This is a genomic window from Collinsella sp. AM24-1, from assembly GCF_003470325.1.
In the GTDB taxonomy this organism is placed as follows: domain Bacteria; phylum Actinomycetota; class Coriobacteriia; order Coriobacteriales; family Coriobacteriaceae; genus Collinsella.
In genome coordinates this window covers 1-19952 of sequence record NZ_QRHM01000006.1, presented here as the reverse complement: position 1 = coordinate 19952, position 19952 = coordinate 1, and the positions used below count along the sequence as shown (strand labels likewise).

The 19952-nt window shown below is 59.8% G+C and carries 17 protein-coding genes; 1 reads left to right on the top strand and 16 read right to left on the bottom strand.

Features of this window, described 5'->3' with window-relative positions; genetic code table 11:
• Positions 1-82: 82 nt before the first annotated feature.
• The 6 genes from DW661_RS03465 to DW661_RS03440 all read right to left on the bottom strand — a co-directional run bounded on the left by DW661_RS03465 (position 83) and on the right by DW661_RS03440 (position 5189).
• Positions 83-547, bottom strand: a complete 465-nt coding sequence (locus DW661_RS03465) for a PTS sugar transporter subunit IIA (RefSeq protein WP_118934653.1) — start codon at positions 545-547, stop codon at positions 83-85.
• Between the two features lie 65 nt (positions 548-612).
• The gene (locus DW661_RS03460; protein ID WP_199408615.1) at positions 613-1080 is read right to left on the bottom strand and encodes a PIN domain-containing protein; all 468 of its coding nucleotides are present in this window, start codon (positions 1078-1080) and stop codon (positions 613-615) included.
• A complete protein-coding gene (locus DW661_RS03455) occupies positions 1077-1421 on the bottom strand; it encodes a type II toxin-antitoxin system RelB/DinJ family antitoxin (protein WP_117629795.1) in 345 nt (114 codons plus the stop codon). The genes DW661_RS03460 and DW661_RS03455 overlap by 4 nt, the downstream gene beginning before the upstream one ends.
• A 151-nt stretch (positions 1422-1572) precedes the next feature.
• Complete coding sequence (purN, locus tag DW661_RS03450; protein ID WP_118934651.1) at positions 1573-2271, bottom strand: phosphoribosylglycinamide formyltransferase; 699 nt, start codon at positions 2269-2271, stop codon at positions 1573-1575.
• The gene (gene purM, locus DW661_RS03445; protein ID WP_118934649.1) at positions 2261-3364 is read right to left on the bottom strand and encodes a phosphoribosylformylglycinamidine cyclo-ligase; all 1104 of its coding nucleotides are present in this window, start codon (positions 3362-3364) and stop codon (positions 2261-2263) included. The genes purN and purM overlap by 11 nt, the downstream gene beginning before the upstream one ends.
• A 154-nt stretch (positions 3365-3518) precedes the next feature.
• Positions 3519-5189, bottom strand: a complete 1671-nt coding sequence (locus DW661_RS03440; RefSeq protein ID WP_118934647.1) for an amidophosphoribosyltransferase — start codon at positions 5187-5189, stop codon at positions 3519-3521.
• Positions 5190-5483: 294 nt separating this feature from the next.
• Between DW661_RS03440 and DW661_RS03435 the strand changes: the two genes are divergently transcribed.
• A complete protein-coding gene (locus DW661_RS03435) occupies positions 5484-6713 on the top strand; it encodes a putative ABC transporter permease (RefSeq protein ID WP_118388050.1) in 1230 nt (409 codons plus the stop codon).
• A gap of 90 nt (positions 6714-6803) precedes the next feature.
• On the opposite strand, the gene DW661_RS03430 is transcribed toward DW661_RS03435, so the two are convergent.
• The 10 genes from DW661_RS03430 to DW661_RS03385 all read right to left on the bottom strand — a co-directional run bounded on the left by DW661_RS03430 (position 6804) and on the right by DW661_RS03385 (position 19763).
• Positions 6804-7223, bottom strand: a complete 420-nt coding sequence (locus DW661_RS03430; RefSeq protein WP_233545880.1) for a molybdenum cofactor biosynthesis protein MoaE — start codon at positions 7221-7223, stop codon at positions 6804-6806.
• Positions 7224-7287: 64 nt separating this feature from the next.
• Positions 7288-8286 carry a class B sortase gene (locus DW661_RS03425; RefSeq protein WP_118934645.1) on the bottom strand — a complete coding sequence of 333 codons (999 nt, stop codon included), beginning with the start codon at positions 8284-8286 and terminating at the stop codon, positions 7288-7290.
• Between the two features lie 35 nt (positions 8287-8321).
• Entirely contained in the window at positions 8322-8786 is a 465-nt protein-coding gene (purE, locus tag DW661_RS03420) for a 5-(carboxyamino)imidazole ribonucleotide mutase (protein WP_006235810.1), read from the bottom strand.
• 217 nt (positions 8787-9003) lie between these two features.
• The gene (locus tag DW661_RS03415) at positions 9004-15417 is read right to left on the bottom strand and encodes a discoidin domain-containing protein (RefSeq protein WP_117817453.1); all 6414 of its coding nucleotides are present in this window, start codon (positions 15415-15417) and stop codon (positions 9004-9006) included.
• Positions 15418-15932: 515 nt separating this feature from the next.
• The gene (locus DW661_RS03410; protein WP_158550938.1) at positions 15933-16373 is read right to left on the bottom strand and encodes a MarR family winged helix-turn-helix transcriptional regulator; all 441 of its coding nucleotides are present in this window, start codon (positions 16371-16373) and stop codon (positions 15933-15935) included.
• Positions 16374-16477: 104 nt separating this feature from the next.
• Positions 16478-16804, bottom strand: coding sequence for a hypothetical protein (locus tag DW661_RS03405; protein ID WP_117646153.1), 327 nt, complete (start codon positions 16802-16804; stop codon positions 16478-16480).
• Between the two features lie 195 nt (positions 16805-16999).
• Complete coding sequence (locus DW661_RS03400; RefSeq protein ID WP_118934643.1) at positions 17000-17827, bottom strand: PTS system mannose/fructose/sorbose family transporter subunit IID; 828 nt, start codon at positions 17825-17827, stop codon at positions 17000-17002.
• The gene (locus tag DW661_RS03395) at positions 17827-18684 is read right to left on the bottom strand and encodes a PTS sugar transporter subunit IIC (RefSeq protein WP_089572605.1); all 858 of its coding nucleotides are present in this window, start codon (positions 18682-18684) and stop codon (positions 17827-17829) included. Before DW661_RS03395 ends, DW661_RS03400 begins: the two co-directional genes overlap by 1 nt.
• Positions 18685-18756: 72 nt before the next feature.
• Positions 18757-19245 (bottom strand): PTS sugar transporter subunit IIB, encoded by a 489-nt coding sequence (locus DW661_RS03390; RefSeq protein ID WP_118934641.1) that lies wholly within the window; start codon positions 19243-19245, stop codon positions 18757-18759.
• 83 nt (positions 19246-19328) lie between these two features.
• Entirely contained in the window at positions 19329-19763 is a 435-nt protein-coding gene (locus tag DW661_RS03385) for a PTS sugar transporter subunit IIA (protein WP_089572603.1), read from the bottom strand.
• Between the last annotated feature and the right edge of the window lie 189 nt (positions 19764-19952).

Genomic DNA, 19952 nt, shown 5'->3' with positions numbered 1-19952 from the left:
CCCCCGCGACAAAGGGGCAACCCTGGCACTTGGGGACGTTCCTTTTCTGCCGGCAGTTAGGGACAGTCCCCAAGTGCCGGCTTTAAAAGTGGCGGCGGATGGCGTCGACCATGCCTTGGGGCGTGGTCTGGCCGAGCACATCGGCTGCGACGTCCGCGTCCATAAAGATATTCATGAGCGCTTGCAGGGCCTCGACCTGGCCGCCCGGCTCGGCAATACCCAAATTGATGACGATCTGCGCCGGCACGGGGGCACCCATGCCGGCCATAGCATTGAACGTCACGGGCGCGGCGGGCTTTACCACCGCGATATAGGGCTTGGCCACAAACCCCGGGTCGGTGTGTGGGATGGCGATTTTGGCCGCCGGCATGGCAAGGCCCGTGGGATAGGCATCCTCGCGCGTGCGGACGGCGTCGAGCCAACCGGTGCAGATGTAGCCGCGTGGGGCAAGTTCGCCTTCGAGTCGCGCAAACACCTCGGCGGGCGTCGCACACTCCCAATCAAAAAACACCAGCTCAGGCGTAAACAGTGCTTCGTTATCCGCCATACCGTCCTCCAAAGTTGCATGAGGGCCACAATGCTCAATATGATAGCGAAACGGGGTATGCAAGGTTAGCCGAGGATCCCGATGAGCTCGAGTGCGCGCGCGGGCGTCAAGCATACCTCGGGCATCGTCTCCAACATGCGTCGGTCGCTCGTGACTACGTAGTCAACATCCGCCGTATCGCCCGAGGCGATAATGAGATTGTCCTCGAGGTCCGGCATGCGCTTGCCAAGCATGCGCGCCATCTCGCACTCCGCCATCGAAAGCGGGGAAGCCGTTGCTACCTGCATCATATGCTCGACGCATGCCCATGCAGCCGGACCGAACGAAGCGTTAATCCCATTCACATTCCGTCGAGCTAGACGCCGAGGCAAGATGTAGAACACGTCCTTTGCCGTCGTTGGCGCGTACAGAAGGTCGATCTTTCCCGCTTCGGCCAGTTCAACCAATCTTCTCACGTTGTCGAATGCGCCCTCTTGCAGGTAGTAATCAAGCCAAACATTCGTGTCCACCAAGAGCCGCTTTGCCTCGATCATCGGCAATTCGCCTCGATGTCGGCAATCATCGCGTCATACATATCATCTCGTACGGCATCCCAGTCTTCCGCAGATGATCCACCTGGCGCAAAATCCGAAGCGCTTAGCCCCAACGAGGAAAAAGCTAGGCCACACCCCTGCTCGGCCAGGCTCTCCGCACGGGGCGCCTCGCGCTTATCCGCCACCATAAATCCCGGCAACGTTTGATGCTCGACAAGATAGACCCAAAGCGCACGAATAGCATCGCTCGCCCCCAATCCATTGCGAGTTAGGACCGCGTCGCCACCAGCCTTGAGCATAGGATCGATTCGCGTGTTGAGCTGCACCGTTGCTGTACCCATAGCGGCTCCTCTCTATCTGCTAGCAGTATAGCAAACATGAAAGGCCACGCAAAAGGGCCCCGCCCGCACACGGACGAGGCCCTATCAGATTTCTTGGTTCTGATGAAGCTTTTACATCTCAAGGAAACCAAGGAGACCCTTTTTCAAGCGACTAGCGCGCCGGGTCAACTGCCACCTTGCCGTTCTCCAGCACGTGGATGCGACCGTCGGCGAGCATTTGCACGACCTCGGGATACAGCACGTGCTCAATCGCGTGGATGTGCTCCTCGAGCGTGTCGACATCCCAGCCCTCCTCGACAGCCAGCGCACGCTGGGCGATGATGGGACCGTTGTCGTAGACCTCGTTGGCAAAATGCACGGTCACGCCAGTTACCTTGACGCCGCGCGCAAAGGCATCGTCAATCGCATGCGCACCGGTAAAGCTCGGCAGCAGCGCCGGATGCAAGTTGACCACGCGGTTGTGAAACGCCGCCAACAGAGGCGTGTGCACCATGCGCATGTAGCCGGCCATGACCACATACTCGCAGCCGCGCTCGAGCAGCTCGTGCGCGATGATCTCGTCGGCGGCAATAGGGTCGGCATAGACATCCTTGGACAGCGTGAGCGTCTGGATGCCCGCGCGCTCAGCGCGCTGCAAACCCTTAGCCGAAGGACGGCTCGACACCACAAGCTCAATCGAGGCGTTGAGCTTACCGGCGGCGATCAGATCGATCAGCGCCTGCAGGTTGGTACCCGAACCGCTGATGAGCACACCGATCTTGAGCAGCTCGGCCGTATCGGTGCCGGTCGGACGGGTGTAGGGCACAAAGCCCAGGCCCTCACTAGCAGCCATCTGCTCGTTAGCGCTCATCGGAGTACACGACCTTACCGGAGCCCTCGACGCACTCGCCCACGCGGAACGGCTTCTCGCCCAGCGCGACTAGAGCCTCGGTCACGGCGGCCTCGTCCTCGGAGGCGACGATCAGGCACAGGCCGACGCCCATGTTAAAGGTCTTGCATGCCTCGTTGGGCGCGAGCTCGGCCTGGCGCGACACGTAGGTGATGACGGGCGGAACGTCCCAACCCATCTCGGCGCCGTTGCGGGTGACCACAGCGTCGACGTCGTCGGCGAGCGCGCGGTTGAGGTTCTCGGTAATACCGCCGCCAGTGATGTGGGCGATGGCGTGCACCGGAGCGCCGCCGCGGAGCAGCTCAAGAACCGGCTTGACGTAGATGCGCGTGGGAGCCAGCAGAGCGTCGGCCAGCGAAGCACCGCCGAGCTCCTCGAGCGGACGGCTCAACTCCTCGGCCTTAGCGGCGGCCTCGGGCGTGCCCGGCTTGATGCCGTCGACACCGATGACCTTACGCACGAGTGAGTAGCCGTTGGAGTGCACGCCGGTGGAAGGCAGGCCCAGAATCACGTCGCCGGGGCGAACGTTCGCGGGGTCGAGCATCTTGGGACGGTCGACGACGCCCACGGTAAAGCCGCCGAGGTCGTAATCGGCGGGGGCCATAACGCCCGGGTGCTCGGCCATCTCGCCGCCCACGAGCGCGCAGCCCGCGAGCTTGCAGCCATCGGCCACGCCCTTGATGATCTTTGCCATGTGCTCGGCCTCAATGTGACCGATGGCAACGTAGTCCAGGAAGAACAGCGGCTCGGCGCCCGAAGCCAAAATGTCGTTGACGCACATGGCGACCAGGTCCTGGCCCACCGTCTCGTGACGGTCCATGATCTGGGCGAGCACGAGCTTGGTGCCGACGCCGTCAGTACCGCTAATCAGGATCGGGTCTTCCATATCCTTAAGCGCGGCGGCCGAGAACAGGCCACCAAAGCCACCGATGCCGCCGATAACCTCGGGGCGGTTGGTGTCCTTGACCATCTGCTTAATAGCGTCGACGGCGCGGCCGCCCTCGGCGGTATCGACGCCGGCGTCCTCGTACGTCACATGCTTGCTGTCGCTCATCTGAGCCTTCCTCTCCCATTACCGTCCAACGCGCGGGTGCCAAACGGTGCTCATAGTTGCATTCATTTCGGCGCGCCATAACAGCACGCGCCGTCATATCAACAAAACAGCAGGTAAAACCTACCAAAATAAACCTGTCCCTACATGGCAGGTTTTAGGCCTCGCCGTGCTCCTCTTCCCAGCTGCGGTCGTCGTATTTCTCGACCACGGCGTCGTCGTCAAAGTGAAGCGGCTTGTCCAGGTTGCGGGGCTTAAAGCCCTCCATGAACTTGTCGCGGCCAAAGCTCTCGGGAATCGCCACGGGGTAGCGTCCGGTAAAGCACGCATCGCAGTAACCGCCCTTGGGCATGACCTTAAGCAGGCCCTCGACCGAAAGGAAGGCCAGCGAATCGGCGCCGATATACTCGCAAATCTCGTCGACCGTCTTGTTGGCGCTGATAAGCTGCGACTGCACGTCGGTATCGATGCCGTAGAAGCACGGCCAGATGACCTCGGGCGAGTTGATGCGGATATGAATCTCCTTGGCGCCGGCGTTGCGCAGCATCCTGACGAGCTGCACCATGGTGGTGCCGCGCACGATGGAGTCGTCGATGACGACCAGGCGCTTGCCCTCGATGTTGTCGCGCAGCGGGTTGAGTTTCATACGCACGCCCATGGCGCGCAGCTCCTGCGTGGGTTCGATAAACGTACGGCCCACGTAGCGGTTCTTGATAAGGCCCTCGCCAAAGGGAATACCGCTCTCGTGCGAATAACCCTCCGCGGGCGGCAGGCCGGAGTCGGGCACGCCGATGACCAGGTCGGCCTCGACGGGCTCCTCGTGTGCCAGCTGACGACCCATGTCATAACGGCAGGCGTAGACGCTCTTGCCGTTCATGATGGAGTCGGGGCGAGCGAAGTAGACCTGCTCAAAGATGCAGTTAGCAGGCTCTTCGGCGGCAGGCACGCCCTGCTCGGACACAAGGCCCTCGGCGCTGATGCGCAAGATCTCGCCGGGACGGACGTCACGAACATACTCGGCGCCCACAATATCGAGCGCACAAGTCTCGGAGGCGACGACCCAGCCGCCGGCGCGGGTGACATGGGTGGTGGCGTCAACCGTCGCGGCGCCGTCTTGCGAGGGCAGCTGCGAAACAGAAGCGGCGTCAGCCTGATCCAGGCCCTCGTCCACGAGCTTGCCAAGCACCAGCGGGCGAATGCCGTGAGGATCGCGGAATGCGTAGAGCGCCTGCTCGTTGATGAGCGTCATGGCGTAGCCGCCGCGCACGAGCTCCATCGTCTTGCGGATACCCTCGCGTAGATGGCCTGTACGCTGAGTAAAGTAGCCGATAAGCTTGGTCGCGACCTCGGAATCCGAATTGGAGAGGAACGGCACGCCCAGCTCGATCAGCTGGCGGCGCAGCTCGTCGGTGTTGACCAGAGTGCCGTTGTGAGCAAGCGCGATAATGACGCTGTTGATGGTGGAAAGATGCGGCTGAGAGGCTTCCCAGCTCTTGGCGCCGGCAGTGCCGTAGCGCACATGACCCACGGCCAGCTGACCGGAGAGCGTCGACAGGTCGGCGTTGGAGAACACGCGGTCGAGCAGGCCCAGATCCTTGCGGACCATAACCGTGCCGCCATCACCCACGGCGATTCCCGCCGATTCCTGGCCGCGATGCTGCAGCGCGCGCAGACCAAAGTACGTCAGTCGAGCCACATCGCGATCGGGTGCCCACACACCAAAAATGCCGCATTCCTCATGCAGCTGGTCGGAGTCCGGATCATACGTCGACATGGTCTTCACCTGTCCCGCGGCACGCTCGGCCGCGTGGATGGTTTCTTGAGACATGGCATCCCCTCAGAGCCTCGTTATTTGGCGTTACCTGCCCTATTATACGCACGGCAAGACAAGCACTCCCGCGCATGAACAGCGCTTTTTAAAAGCCCACCGAGCTAATAATCCGTTTTGCAGCCAAACATTTTATTGGGCAACCGCCTCGGGGCCGACGATCCCGCATACTTCCGTTACGACGCGTCTCGCCCGCCGTTGGGGCTTGCATTGTTGCAATTGGGACGTTCGTCCTGTCTTTTGGCAGGTCGGCGGCGTATCCTTGTGCCTACAGCAAAACGAGAAAGGTTATGTATGGATCGAAACGAACTCGACCCCAGCGTCCCCAGCGCCACGGAGGTCAAGAAGATCCCCCTCATCATTAAGGTGTACGCCGTCCTGTGCATCCTGTCCGGCGTGGGCACGCTCCCTTCGGTCGGCGCCTTTATGTGGCAGGTCATCACCGCGCTCATCAACGGCAACGCCGCCGCCAACCTCGGCGACAACACGCTCGTCGCAGTCGGCCTTATCGTCGCCGGCATCATGCTCTCTGCGGCAAGTGCCGTCATCCTAATCATCTTTGGCCTGGACCTTATCAAAAACCAGCGCCGCAACGCCGCCCGCCTGTCCTATATTCTCATCGCATTTACCGTCGTCGAGCTTTTGGTCGACGTGATGCTCCAGGGTATCGGGCCCTTCTTGCTGCGTCCCGCTATTCAGCTCGGCATCCTCATCGCGCTTTCGGCCACCGTCGACCCCACGCTGCGTCAGGAGCGCGAACTGCAGCGCCGCCTGCAGGAGATGCTCGACCGCGACGCCGCCGCCGAGGGCATGCTCGGCCGCGATGAAACCGGCGAGGGCTACATCAAGCTCAACTACTTCAACCTGTTCTGGGTGTTCTTTGTCTGCTGCATACTCGGCCTGATCGCCGAGGACATCTGGCACATGACGGTCGACGACCCGGGCGTCTATCAGAACCGTGCCGGCATGCTGTTTGGCCCCTTCAGCCCCATCTACGGATTTGGCGCCGTGCTCATGACCATGGTGCTTAACCGCTTCTACAAAAAGAACCCCATCATCATTTTCCTGGTGAGCGCCCTGCTCGGCGCCAGCTTTGAGGTGTTCGTGGGCTGGTTTATGCAGACCGCGTTTGGCGTGGTCTCGTGGAGCTACTCGCACATAACGCTGTTCGGTTTGCCCGATCCGCTCGTGGTCCTCACGGGCGGACGCACCTGCACGGGCTTCGCCTGCCTGTGGGGCCTGGGCGGCCTCATCTGGATCAAGCTGCTGCTGCCGAGGCTGCTTAAGCTTATCAACAAGATCCCCTGGAAGAGCCGCTACTCGGCCACCGTCATCTTTACCGTTATCATGCTGGTCGACGGCGTCATGACGCTGCAGTCGCTCGACTACTGGTACCAGCGCGTTAACGGCACGGAGCCGGACATTCCCGTCGCACAGTTCTACGGAGAGCACTTCGATAACGAGTACATGGAAAACCGCTTCCAGAGCATGACCATGAGCCCCAAGGATGCGACGCGCGTATAGCGCTCACCGCGCCCAAAACGCAAAATGCCCGCCGGTATCACATGTACCGGTGGGCATTTTTATAAACGATCCTTCTATCGACGCAATCCTCTATGCCTCGCGCTCGACCTCACTCACGCATTCGTTCTTGATGGTGCCAACGAGCGCCTGCAGTGCATCGACCACGTGTGGGCGAATGTCCCCGCCGATAAGCACGAGCATGATGTCGTCACCTACGGTAAGCTCGCCGCTTGCCAGCCACACGCGCACATAGCCGATACCCGGCATCGCGCGCGTGGCCTCGATAGCAGACCGTACCTTTTCGGCGTCGTAGTCAAAGACCATGCCGCCCACCCTGTGGCCTGGCGCCACGCCATCGGTCTCGACTCCGCGCACCTCGGCCTTGGGCGTCGCGCGCACCACACCGTTATGCGTCAGATACATCCCACAGCCTGCCGCCGAAGCATCGGCCTTGGCCTCGCGCAGCCAAGCATCAATCGAAGGCATCAATTTGCCACTCTCGAGCATCATTTCTCCCTTACCGTCGTCGAGTAGCCAATTTGGGACGGGGCCTTTTTAGCTACTCTCGAACAACTTATTCCTCGACCGGCGTGAGCACCATGACGGCGCGTGTGTTGCTCAGCGACAGCGAACGACAGGTCACGAGCGTTACAACCTTGGTTGCCGAAGCGGCACGATCGGTGGCATCACTCGCCACGGCAGAGGCACCGTCGAACATCTCGGACAGGTAGTTCTTGAGCCCGTCATCGCCCTCAAAATTGGGCGTGCGCGCCTTGGCATACGTGTCCTCGACAACTTTGGTCGCCAGTGGTCGCAGCTTATACGTAGCATCCCGTGTGATGTAATACACAAACTCGATGCTATCGAACGTCGCCTGATCAGTGGTGTCCGAAATCACGTTGAACATCGACCCATCGTTCATATGGTGGCCGTAGATCGTGGTCTGCTGGTCGACCATTCCCGGCGCGGTGTCATCGCTATCCAGGAAAATAGCACCGGACGCGTTAGATGTACCGTCAAACAGCGTGTTGAGGTATTTGGAGTTGTTGTTGGTCTGCACCACGGGATAGTTGATGTTGGTTCCCGGCACGTAAATCCAACCCACAATCTCGGGGTTCGTCTGAGCAAGCGCATCAAAGTCGATAATCGGCACGCCGCTGGCGTCCTTATCGCTTACATATTGCTTCTCGATTTTCTGATACGAATCGCTCGCCTGCTTATAGCCAATCTGGGCATTAATAAAAATAGCGGCGGCGGCGACAATCAGACCGATACCGATGATGATGAGCAGAATGGGAATAATGGAGCGGCGCTTTTTGCGCGGCGGCTCGGTGCAATCCGACGGCGCGGCATGCGATGAAGACCGGGGCGGCTTCTTAGCGGAGCTATAAGACGAAGGACGATATGCGGCCGGCGCGTCCTGTCGACGATGCGTCGCCGGTGTCACGGGGCGCGGCGCGCGCGGCTGCTGAGGAGAGGATGTCCGACCCTGCTGTGCCGCATGGGCAGCACCCGGCTTCGACGGATCGGGAATCTGAGAAGCCTTGAATCGTTTTCCCTGATAATCGGACATGGCTCTCCTTATACTGCGGTGAAACGGCGGAACGCCTAGGCGTCGGCCATCTCCTGCTTCATCTTCTCGATAACCTTGCGGTACTCGGGGTCGCATGCGCCCAGAATCTGCGTGGCGTAAATGGCGGCGTTCTTGGCGCCGTTGATGGCAACGCAGGCCACGGGCACGCCCGAAGGCATCTGCACCATCGACAGCAGCGAATCCATACCGCCCAGGTCACTCGTCTTCATAGGTACGCCGATAACCGGCAGCGGCGTAAAGGCGGCCACGACACCACCCAGGTGAGCGGCCTTGCCGGCGGCGGCGATAATCACTTTGATACCGCGATCGGCAGCAGTCGAAGCCCACTCGTGGACCTTCGCCGGTGTGCGGTGTGCGCTCGCAATGACGAGCTCATAGGGCACACCGAGCGCCTCGAGCTCGGCGGTGCAGCCTTCCATAACACCCAGATCGGACTTGGAGCCCATGATGATCCCGACAACCGGCTTTTGATCTGCCATAAACAAAGACCTCCTGTTGAGAGCGGTGACGCGGCCAATCCGCGACCCTTAACTGCAAATAATTCAAGTATAGCCGCCGATGCTGATGTGTTCGGCGGGAGACGGAACGCTTTGCGAGATTAAGGCCGAAGGGTCGGAGCTTTCTGCCTACATTCAAAAAGCGTGCCCACCGTCCTTGGGCGGGACGGCGGGCACGCTTGCTTAGCTGTTGCTGGGGCTACTTAGCCTTGCTGCGACGATGGAAGAAAGCGCCGATCGCGGCGATGATGGCGCCAAGACCACCGACGGTCGCGACGGTCGCCGCCGTCTGGTCTCCGGTATTGGGAATCGCCGAACCGTTCTTCTTGCTGCCCTGGGCCTTGTCGCCTGCGGGCTTGCCCGCCTGGTTGCCGCCGTTCGAGCCATTGCCGGAACCCTGGTTGCCCGAGCCGCCCTGGTTGCCGGAATCGGCATCCTTGAGGCTCTCAATGGCCAGCTTGAGCTGGCTATAGGCCGCCTGGATCTGGGTGTCGGAAGCATTCTCATCACCCAAGACGTCCTCGGCGTAGGTAATGGCATCCGTCAGGGCCTTGACAGACTCGGCCGTCTTGCCCCTGGTGTCAGTCTCCTTCGCCTGCTTGACCAGGGCCTTGAGCTGCTTCTTAGTCGGATTCTCGACCGGGACCACCGGGGTCTTCTCGAGCGCGTCGCGGGCGCTCTCGAGCGCCCTGAGCGCCTGGTCGACCTCGTCCTGCGTGGCATCCTCGTCGCTCAAGATGGCGCGGGCGCTCGCCAGGGCGTTCTCGAGCGCCGTCCAGGAGGCCTCGGTGTAGTCGCCGGCCTTGAGGTCGCCGGCGGCAAGCTCGGCATCAACCTTTTCGATCGCGGCAGTGAGATCATCCTTCGCCACCGGATCGGGGACGGCCGTACCGTAGAACTTGAGCTCCGCCATGCTGCAGTAGGCATCAACGTCGCCCCCGCCGGCGTGAATCACCTTGACGGTCACGTAGCGACCGCGCGCGGCGCCAAAGCTCATCTGTTTCCAGTCGCCACGGTCGGTGAGCACGCGGCCATCGTTGTCGAAGGCGAACGTACCCATCGACGCGGCGGTGCCCTTCTCATAACCGTCGGCAGTGTCGGAGACCAGTATCTCGGCCTCGAAGATATCGCCGTTAGTGCCGCCGTCCTGGCGCGGCAGGAATGTAACGTCGGTGAGATCGTAGTCGCGGCCCAGGTCGACACTCAGATACTGGGGCATACCGGTCCCATGGGCCCAGTCGCTGTGCCAAAGCGTCCGCTCGTCGCCGTCGAGAGCGTTGACGGCGTTGCTGCCCTCGTAGTCGGCCTCACTCGAGAAGCCGGCCACCTTGACGTTCTTGCGGTTCTCGGGCGTGTTGATGAGAATCTTCTCATCAACAGGGCGCATCTTGAGGCCGTCGATTGCCTTCTCGATCTTGGCTGTGGCGTCTGCGACATCCTTCTTGCTATAGCTGCCCTGGCCGCTGTCGAGGAGCTTCTGAGCCGCCTCGACCGCAGTGGTGAGAGCTGCATAGGAATCCTTGGTGTAGACGGACTCGCTGTAGCCCGCGGCCTTGGAAAGCGCTGCTACGAGCGCAGAGGTATCGACACCAGCCTTGACCTCGACCTCATAGGATGCGGTCTTGGAGGGGTCGAGTACCGACGCCACCGTGATCTTTGCCTTGCCGGCCTTGTTGGCACGCAGGTAGTAGCTCACGCTATCGCCAGCCTGAACAGCGGAGACGCTTACCACAGAGGGGTCGGAGCTCTCGACCGTCACATAGGGGTAGCCAGCGCTCTCAGGCGTAGCCTTGGCGTCGACGGGCGTAATGTCGCCTTCAAAGAACTCGGTCTGGTTCTTGCCTAGCTCGACACCCTCGATGGCCTCGACACCCTGCGTGTAGTTGAAGTTGACCTCACGCAGTGTGAGCATCTGGTCACCCGATGCCTCAAGCGGCGTGACCTCGACCTTGGTCGCCTTCTTGCCCTTGTTCTCGGCAGAGAGGTCAAAGGCGTAGCGAGCCAGGAAGGAATCGTACTCCCCGCCCGCGAACTCTTGGGTCGAGCCATCCTCGAACGTCACGACAGCCTTGATCTTCTGCACGGTTCCGTTGCCACCGTTGCGGTTAACGACCTCGACACTATCGAGTTTCGACGGCGTCTTAAATGCGAATGTCATCGTGGTGGGAAGCTTCACGTAACTCGGAAGCTTACCCTCGCTGTCCCAGTTGCCGCTCCAGTTCCATAGGAACTCAAAGCCGTTGTCGCCCTCGTTATTATCGAACAGCGCGTTATAGCTCTTCTGCTGGATAAGTTTCTCGACGTTGGTCCCGTCGTCGGTCGTGAGCTCATCGTTGGTCATCGTGATGTTGAAGGCGTCCTGACCGTACTCGGCGACCGTTGGCTGAGGAACATCCGGCATCGTCACCGTGCCGTCGCTCGCAAACTCAAGTGCGTCGCATGCCGGACCGATGAGCCAAGATGTCGAGGGCAGTTCGACCTTGCCGGCGGTCTTGGCCTTGAGCTTGAAACTCGCCACCGCGCCGGTACCGTTGTAGAGCTTGCCATCGCCGCGGTTGGCAAAGGCGAGATTGATAGTCTGCGTTCTGTCCGCGAACTGGACCTTCTCGCGAGACAGGTTCTCCATGCCGGCAGTCGAGCCGTCCTGCGCGATGCTCTCGGACACAAACTCGAACTGGTCGCTCTTGAAGTTGACGAGAGCGCCCAGGGCGTTGACGTTCTTGGCGTCGGCCGCATAGACATCAACGGTGATCTCATCACCGGCCTCGACCTCGGTCTTGCTCGGAATCACCGCGAGCGAACCTGCGACCTTGCCCTTTTGTTTAGTGCCGCCGTCAAGACCCGCCATGGTGAACGAGTAATCGTAGACGTCGTAAACGCCGTTATCGTTGAGGTCGGCGAAGTGGTCGCGGATCTGCGAACCGAACGTTGGGGTATCGGGCTCGCGATTCTCGAGGCCCAGATAGTTCTTCATGTTGGAGTAGTCTCCGTCGGAGATCGTGGCCTTGTTGAGGTTGGAGCCCACGGCGAAGCCATCCGTGCCGTCGGTCTTGTAGATGGCAATCTCGGACGCGGAGAAGAAATTGCCGACCGAGGCGAGCGGTGTCATGCGCACGTAACGGGCGGCCACGGTGCCGTCAAACGCTACCGTCTTACAATCAGCGGAACGTGCCCAATCGACCTCCTGGCTCGTCCAGTGGACGCCATCGAGACTCGTCTCAACACGCATCTTGGTCACAGTGCCGTTGCCGGCGTCATCGCGCGGATAGTACTCGAGCTTATCGAGCTTGTAAGCGCGTCCATAGTCAACGGTAAGCGCCTTGCCCAGATCGTTGCCACCGGAGTGGAAACCGCCGTCGCCCGACTGGAACTCATGGTCGAAGGCGAGCTCGGCCTTATGGCTGCCGTAAAGTGAGCCCTCCCAGGTGATTTGCTCGGCGTCGGGGACGTTCCGCCACGGATCGAGTGCGGAGTTCGCCTCGAGCACATCGCTCCAGGCGGAGTAGCCCTCGGCGTTGCGCGAACGAATCTGGTAGGTGTGCTTGCTATTGTAGGCGAGGTCGGTGTGCGTGAACTCGGCCGCATCACCCACGGCGAACACGGTGCCGTCGACCTTAAGGTCGTAGGAGGTAGCACCATCGACCTTTCCCCAGGTGAGCTTGATGCTCGTTGGGGTCGTGACGTCCTCGGGGGCAGCAAGGTTCGTGGGTGCGGAGAGGCTCTCGTTGAGGCGATCGGCTGTGAGCGTGGCGTCGGCGTTCACGAAACCGCCCAGCTCGAGCGTCTGCGCCGCCGCAGCAACATCGGTCTTCGCGAACTTGACGTAGACCTTGGGGTTCGTGGTGATCTTGGTGTTGTTAAAGCTCTCGCCCCGCTCGGCCTCGGTGCCGTCCACATCGCTGCCGTAGTGGTTGAGGTTAGGGGTCTCGCTGTAGAAGTAGACCGCCTGGCCGGCCTCGGGGGTCGCGGTGTCAAAGGTCTCCTGCGAGTCGACCTCAACCACGTTGAGCGCGGATCCGCCGTTCTTGGCGACGACGCTCATGGGCTTGGCGGACACGTTGGCCACGAAGGTCGTGGTGCGATTGGAGTCGTAGCCGTTGTAGCCACCCTGCGAGGCTTCGGCGGTAAAGGTCGCGGTGCCGCCTGCGGCCTTGGATCTGTAGACGGTGCTCACATGCTCACCGTAGGAGATATTGTCGATCGTACCGTAGGAATCGTCCTCAGTCGTGTTGTTCTCGATGGAGGAGCCGTCGTCCTCGTACTGCGTAAAGGTGCCGTCGCCCTCGGTGGCGAAGAACTCGACGATACGCTGGCTGCGGTCGGTACCCTTGGTGTTGGTGTCGCTCACGGCCTCGGGGTTGTTGTTCTCGGCGTACATCGGCACGATAGCGTTGGCCTTCACAAACAGCGGCAGCTTCCAAAGCGGAGCCTCGTAGTTGTTGAGAACCTGGCCGCCGCGATACTGCTTACCCGAGAAGTAATCGATCCAGATGGTGGGATTCTCGTCGGTGCCGTAGTTGGGGAGGTAGATCCCATTGCGAATGTCGTTGCCGTTCTCATCTGCCTGGGTATCCTGATACACCGGTGCCACTAGGAAGTTCTCACCGAACATATACTGGTACTGCGTCGAAGTGCTTGCGGCGTACTCGGAGTTGTCAGAAAGCAGCATGGCGCGGATCATGGGCAGGCCGGCATCGCCGTTACCCGTGTCGATGTTGGCCGCCGAGGCCGCGCTCGTGTAGATATAGGGCATGAGCTGCGCCTTGAGCTTGAGATAGAAGCGCGAGATGCCTGTGTAGGGATCGCCGTGCGTCATGGGCGATTTACGGTAGGTGCCCCAACCGTCCATGTCGAGCATAGAGGGCGTGAACGTCTTCCACTGGTAGTCACGCGCAGAGATGATGGGGTCGCCGCCAAAGATGCCGTCCATGTCGGAGCCGATGTTGGGGTTGCCCGAAAGACTCTGACCGATATACGTGGGGATATGGAAGCGAATGTACTCCCAGTTACCGCCATACTGGTCGCCGGTCCAAATGCCACCAAAGCGCTGCGTGCCGGCCCAACCATCGAGCGTGATGATGTTGGGGCGCTTGTTAGCGCCGGTCGTCACCGTGTCATAAGCTGTCTTGATGCCATTAAGACCAAAGGAGTAGCCAGATCCAACCCAGGCAACGTCGGTCTTAAGGGTAGTGATGCCTCCCGTCTTGACCTCGGCGTCGAAGTCGCGAAGCAGATGCCACGGGGTCTCAGGGTTGCTGTCGGGCTCAAGGTTGGACTGGGTCCACAAGCCCGTGCTCACACCCTTTGAGTTGGCATACTCGGTGAACTTCTTAAGGTTGTCGACGTTGGCACGCACAGCGTTAAGACGGTCGGCCGAGCTCGCTCCGTCGGAGTTGACGCCGCCGGTCTTGTAGTAACCGTTCTGGCCATAGCCGGCGCCGTAGCCGTCGTTCGGCAGGAACCAGCCGAGCGGCATGTCGCTGTCCTCGTAGTCATCGATAACCTGACGAGCAGAGAACTGGCGGTCGAAATCGGTCGCTTTCATGTTCTCGGTATCAACCGTAGGGCCCTCACCGTTGAGCGTCTCGGCCGCAAGTGTGCCGTCGAGCTTGTAGCCCGTCGACATGCCAGACTCGTACTTAACGTCGCCCTTCTCGCTCGAGGACTTGCTGCCCTTGGTCTCCCACTTCTTTTGACCCGAGGTCGTTGACCAGCCATCACGGTTATAGGCATTAAGATGACCAAGGTAGAACCCGTACTCGGGCAGCAGTACCGGGTTACCGGTCACCTTGTAGTAGTCCTGCAGCATCTCAGTTGCCACGTTCGAAGCTCCCTCGTTGGTCGCCACGAAGTAGTAGGCATCAAACTCATTCTCGCTGTGCAAAGTCGTGACCGTCGATGAGTCCGTGGAACCGAAGTCGTAGGAACCCTCTGCAAACGTGTTTCGGAGCACGCCGTAGCCGTCACTCGTCCAATAAAACGGGTTGGGCGAGGCAACGCCGCCATCGGTCCAGTTGTTCGTGTTGGAGATGGCGATGGTCTGGTTGGTGTGCAGGAAGCGTCCGTTCTGGGTGCCGCCGCCAAAGAAGTTCTCGGACTTCTCCTTGGCGAGCGTCTGGACGGTACCCTTCTTATCAAGGTCGAGGGACGCGGACTCGGAAACCACGACACGGTCGCCTGACTTGATACTCATCTTGCCAGTCGCCTTGTCCAGGATCACGGTCGCCTTTCCGCCGGTGATCTCGATAGTGTCGCCCTTGTCGGCAACCGTCGCACTCGGCTTGCTGTAGGTGTCCGAGGTATCGGGCTGAGCCTGGATCTTAGCCGTGTGGGACTTACTGCGCGGCGTGGCGTACTCGGAAAACTCACCCTTGGGGTCGACGTTATAACGGAAAATACCGTCCTCGAGGAACGTAATACGGCCCTTGATGCCGTCAGCGAAATCGATGTCGACGACATTCGAGGCAGACTGGGACACGGTCGCCGAGTCGACGCCCTTGAGTGGCGTGGCAATCGCCTGCTGGGGATTGGCAAACACGAGCGTCGCTGCAGTGGCAACGAGGACCGCGCTTCCCTTCACCCACCGTTTCGTAAAAATGGAATTCCTGCGCATCTGGTCTCCTTTCTTCCGACATGCTGAGGTGCCGAGGACGCCCCCCCCCCGGCAGCATGGGAAAACGTATCAAACGGAGATGTTCGGTACATTCCGCACAATGGGGGCCACCCGTTACCAAGGGGCCAACTGGTAGTAACCAGATAGCCACCTACTAGGTCATATCAACATATGGGAGCACTTGCGCACCCAAGTTCGGAATTCTCCCAGCGGCAGCAAAATAAGCGTCAACGGCAAGGTGGGCTTAATAAGCCATACCAATTGGTTCTTCAGTCAAATACCAATCTAGCAAAAATGTACTGTTTATCTGGTATTACACAGACCATACCTTTCCCTCGGGAACTGGGCTTCGCGAAGTTTCCCGAGGGAAAGGCTCAGCCGCCATCCTGCAACCTACCGGGGATTGCCATGACGTACGTTGGCTGATTTGGTTTGGAATGAGATGTTGACGGTGGCTGATGGGCACAACTGTCCCGGGTGCATTTCAAGATGCACCTAAATGTCTGTCTTTATCCTTATAGATTGTCCAGGTAGTCGTCGGCATCATAGGTAAGGCTGTAAGCTTTATTCAGGATGCGCACGAGCTCCTGGGCATCGTGCTCGCCGAGCGCTGAGAGTTGTTTCGAGAGCGATGCCACACTCTCGGCATTTTTTTTCGCCGCGAAATCACGGCCTTCCTCGGTAATGCTCACCAGCACACGCCGACGATCGTTTGGATCAGTCCTGCGCTGAACGTAACCCTTACTCTCGAGTGAATCCAAGATATGCGACATGCGCGCACGGGAGAATTTCAGCTTCTTGGCAATCTCGGAGGGAATGACATCACCGTCAATACCCGATAGATACTGTAAAACCGGTGCCTCGCCCACACTGGCGCCGCCGGCAGCACTCAAGGATCCCTTGGCAAGGGAACGTGAGTACACAATCAGTTTTCGAGCGACGTCATCGTAATCCACTGGGGATATTGTCCTTTGCAACTCTAGAAGGGCCATAAAACCGTCATTTGCCGTACATTAGTTAACATTCGCAACAATTATTTATGATACCCCAACGCGGAAGTCTATTGCTCGTCCTTCTTGCGTCGCATAAGCTCCTCAACGTCGACACCAGCGGCCTCGAGCATGCGCTCGACATTCTTTTTGGCGTTGGTCGTGCCGACCTTAAGCACGATCGAAAGCGGAGTGCCCACCACCAGGCACACGATGCCCACGGGGACACCCCAGCCGGGGCCGCCCTGCATACCCCACATCCCCATCAAAAAGCCAATCGCCACGAGCGAATAGCCCAGGCGCAGCCAAACATTGAGCCGCTGAATAGCATCGGTCTGCATCTTTGCCTCGCGAATCAAGTCGTCGCGCGAAAGGTCGTGTCCATGTTTCTCGTGCATATGGTCCTCCTCGTGCAAAGTGTGCATCATGCGCAAGTGCATCGTTTGTCGAATACGTCATCTTTCAAGAGCAATATAGCGGGTGTCGTGTAGGCGATGGAGGTCGCTGGCCATATTGCCCTTGAAGGGCGGCGCAAAATCAGAAGGCCGTGCGGTTGAGGCCGCACGGCCTTACAGGGGGCCAGGGGATGATGACTAGTAGCTCAGTGCCGGGTCGAAGAAGCCAATGAGAACGCCCACAAATGCGATCACAACGAGGATCAGCATCATAACGATGGGGTTGACCTTCTTCTTGGTCATCATGTACCAGCAGAAGATGATGAAGATCATCGGCAGCAGGTGCGGATAGATGCCATCGAGCGTGTCCTGGAACTTACCGCCACCGGGCAGCACCAGGTTGGGGCTGCAGGTGATGGAGACCCAGGTAGCACCGACTGCACCGATGACCATGGTACCGACCATCACGATGGAATCACGCAGAGCCTTGGCCTTGGGGCCGACGAGGGCCTCGACCGCCTTGCCGCCGAGCTCATAGCCCTGCTTGTAGGCAAAGCGCATGCCAAGGAACATGAGCAGGTTCCACACGACAATATAGAAGATGGCGCCGAGCGGGGAGCCGCCGGTCGAGAGACCGAGGGCAATACCGAGCAGGATCGGGATCAGGGTACCGACGATCAGCGAGTCGCCAAGGCCGGCGAGCGGGCCCATGAGGCCGGCGCGGATGCCGTTGATGGCGTCGTCGTCGATGGCCTCGCCGTTTGCGCGAGCCTCCTCGAGGCCGGCGGTGACGCCGACAATCATGGTGCCGATCTGCGGCTCGGTGTTGAAGAACGCGGAGTAGGTCTGGAGGGCCTGCTTCTGCTCCTCGGGCGTGTCGTAGAGCTCCTCGACAATCGGAAGCATGGCGCACAGGTAACCGAAGGTCTGCATGTGCTCCTGCGAGAAGCAGGTCAGGTTGCCATAGGACCAGTTACGGAACGACTTGGCAAGCGTTTTCTTAGAGAGCTTTTTCTTCTCTGCCATTAGATGTCCTCCTCTTCCTCATCATCGGAGCCCGAGGCGATAGCTGCCTTGGGAGCGTTTGCGAGGTCGATCTTGAGCGAAGCGATCTCATAGTTGATCAGGGCGAAGAAGCAGCCGATGCCGGCGGCGGCAATCAGGTTGCATCCCATGACAGCGGACAGGGTGAAGCCGAAGAAGAACGTGAGGAAGTCCGTCGGCTTGGAGATGACCTGCTTGAGCAGGATGGCGATACCGACGGTAGGCAGCAGCGAGCCGACGGTGAACAGCGTCTTCATCGCGATGCCGTCCATGGGCATGTAGGTCTTCATGAGGTCGACCATGGCGGTGCCGCCCATGGTGATGATGAACGTCGGGAGGAACGAGCAGACGATGTGACCGATCCAAGGCAGAACGTTGTTGACCAGGTAGAGCTTGTGGAGGTCGCCCTTCTCGAGCCACTTCCAGCCCATGCCCTGCCACACCAGGTTAATGGTGGCGGTGCCATAGAAGAGCACAGTGCCGAGCGTGCCGACGGCGGCACCGAGGGATGCGGCCATGCCGGCAGCCTCAGCGGAGGCGGGATCGATGCCCGAGTTCTTGATGGCGAGGATCGCCAGCGGGATGCCGATATAGGACACGGCGCGGACGTCGGCGGAGACGGTTCCGCCGGGGGTCACGAGAGCGATGTAGACAACCTGGATAGCAGCGCCGACGAGGATGCCCGTCTGCATATCGCCCATGATGATGCCGACGATGAGGCCGGCGACCAGAGGACGACCCAGAGTGTAGTTGCCGATCGTCGTGCCACCCATGCCAGGCAGTGATGCCAGGCAGGCGAACAGGCCGAACAGCGCGGCTTGGAATGCATTGATTGCCATGCTTTCCCCTTTCTTTATTCCTCAGCCCCTTTCCCCCAGGGCTGTAGGTACCAAAATGCGGCTGGCGCCTAACTAGAAGCCAAACTGACCGCGGAACTTTGGCCACTCACCAATGGATTTCTCCTTGATAAGGGCGAACTCGACCGTGTAGCCGGCGTTGGTGAGATCCTCGAGCGCCTGGGCCTCTTCCTGCGTGATCGACTGGTTGTTGCCGAGCTTGGTGGCGCCGGGACGATCGTTGCAGGGACCGACGATGATGCGGTCCATGCCGGTCTTAAAGCCAAAATCGACGAGAAGTTCCTTCATGTCGAGCGGGTTCTTGGTGATCAGGAAGTACTTGGTGTTGGACTTGAGAACCTTCTCGGAGACCTCCTTGAAGTGCTCCTTGGTCCACACGAACGTCTTCTTGCCCGAGGCACTCTTGTAGGCCTCCTTGAGCACGGGGTTGGACGCCGCGGCGTCGTTGACGGCGATAAGACCGTCGCAGGGATACTCGAGGGCCCAACGGGTAACGGTCTGTCCATGGATCATACGGTCGTCAATACGGATGAACGAAATCATACGTTCTCCCCTTTCCTTCATGAGGCCTGCGGTCGCGGCCTCTTCTTCCTAACGTTTGCAGCTAGATGAAACCTTGGTGCGGCCTAGATGTCGTCGTCCTCGTCGTCGGCGTCATCGGTCGGGACAACGAGCTCGGACATACCGTTCTTGCCCTCCTGCAGCATCATCTGCTTGAGGGAATCCAGGTCCATGGTGGCAAGCCCCATCATGGCGGTCATAGCCATGGGCAGATTCATACCGCCGAAGGCAATGGTGTGGGCGAGCAAGCCCTTCTCGGCCAGCGTGTTCATGGCATTGGTGAGCGGCGATCCGCCCAGGATGTCACCAAGCAGGACAACCTCGTCATCGGCGGTAACAGGAGCGAGCATCGCCTTGACGTTCTCGACATACTCGTCAGCGCCCATGCCGTCCACGAGACTCGTCGACAAGATGTTCGGGGCGTCATTGCCGAGCATCTTGAGGACACTGTGCAGTCCGGGAGCGAGCGTTCCGTGACTGACCATTACCAGATACCGCATGCGGTCTCCTCTCGACCTGCCGTGTGTCGCACGGCTTTGCTTTTTGCCGAGATTATTGTTGCGCCGGGGCATGTTCGGTACAAGAAAATAGTTGCGAACGGCAACTATTCATCGGTTAACGGTAGCAGCTATTTTTGTGCCTAAATTATTTTTGGCTCTGTTAGACCAGGATTGACATACATGTGTCCC

What these genes read in the sequence shown, in the direction of transcription:
- DW661_RS03465 (WP_118934653.1), bottom strand. Translation starts at nt 547, where the DNA reads ATGGCGGATAACGAAGCACTGTTTACGCCTGAGCTGGTGTTTTTTGAT.
- DW661_RS03460 (WP_199408615.1), bottom strand. Translation starts at nt 1,080, where the DNA reads ATGATCGAGGCAAAGCGGCTCTTGGTGGACACGAATGTTTGGCTTGAT.
- DW661_RS03455 (WP_117629795.1), bottom strand. Translation starts at nt 1,421, where the DNA reads ATGGGTACAGCAACGGTGCAGCTCAACACGCGAATCGATCCTATGCTC.
- purN (WP_118934651.1), bottom strand. Translation starts at nt 2,271, where the DNA reads ATGAGCGCTAACGAGCAGATGGCTGCTAGTGAGGGCCTGGGCTTTGTG.
- purM (WP_118934649.1), bottom strand. Translation starts at nt 3,364, where the DNA reads ATGAGCGACAGCAAGCATGTGACGTACGAGGACGCCGGCGTCGATACC.
- DW661_RS03440 (WP_118934647.1), bottom strand. Translation starts at nt 5,189, where the DNA reads ATGTCTCAAGAAACCATCCACGCGGCCGAGCGTGCCGCGGGACAGGTG.
- DW661_RS03435 (WP_118388050.1), top strand. Translation starts at nt 5,484, where the DNA reads ATGGATCGAAACGAACTCGACCCCAGCGTCCCCAGCGCCACGGAGGTC.
- DW661_RS03430 (WP_233545880.1), bottom strand. Translation starts at nt 7,223, where the DNA reads ATGATGCTCGAGAGTGGCAAATTGATGCCTTCGATTGATGCTTGGCTG.
- DW661_RS03425 (WP_118934645.1), bottom strand. Translation starts at nt 8,286, where the DNA reads ATGTCCGATTATCAGGGAAAACGATTCAAGGCTTCTCAGATTCCCGAT.
- purE (WP_006235810.1), bottom strand. Translation starts at nt 8,786, where the DNA reads ATGGCAGATCAAAAGCCGGTTGTCGGGATCATCATGGGCTCCAAGTCC.
- DW661_RS03415 (WP_117817453.1), bottom strand. Translation starts at nt 15,417, where the DNA reads ATGCGCAGGAATTCCATTTTTACGAAACGGTGGGTGAAGGGAAGCGCG.
- DW661_RS03405 (WP_117646153.1), bottom strand. Translation starts at nt 16,804, where the DNA reads ATGCACGAGAAACATGGACACGACCTTTCGCGCGACGACTTGATTCGC.
- DW661_RS03400 (WP_118934643.1), bottom strand. Translation starts at nt 17,827, where the DNA reads ATGGCAGAGAAGAAAAAGCTCTCTAAGAAAACGCTTGCCAAGTCGTTC.
- DW661_RS03395 (WP_089572605.1), bottom strand. Translation starts at nt 18,684, where the DNA reads ATGGCAATCAATGCATTCCAAGCCGCGCTGTTCGGCCTGTTCGCCTGC.
- DW661_RS03390 (WP_118934641.1), bottom strand. Translation starts at nt 19,245, where the DNA reads ATGATTTCGTTCATCCGTATTGACGACCGTATGATCCATGGACAGACC.
- DW661_RS03385 (WP_089572603.1), bottom strand. Translation starts at nt 19,763, where the DNA reads ATGCGGTATCTGGTAATGGTCAGTCACGGAACGCTCGCTCCCGGACTG.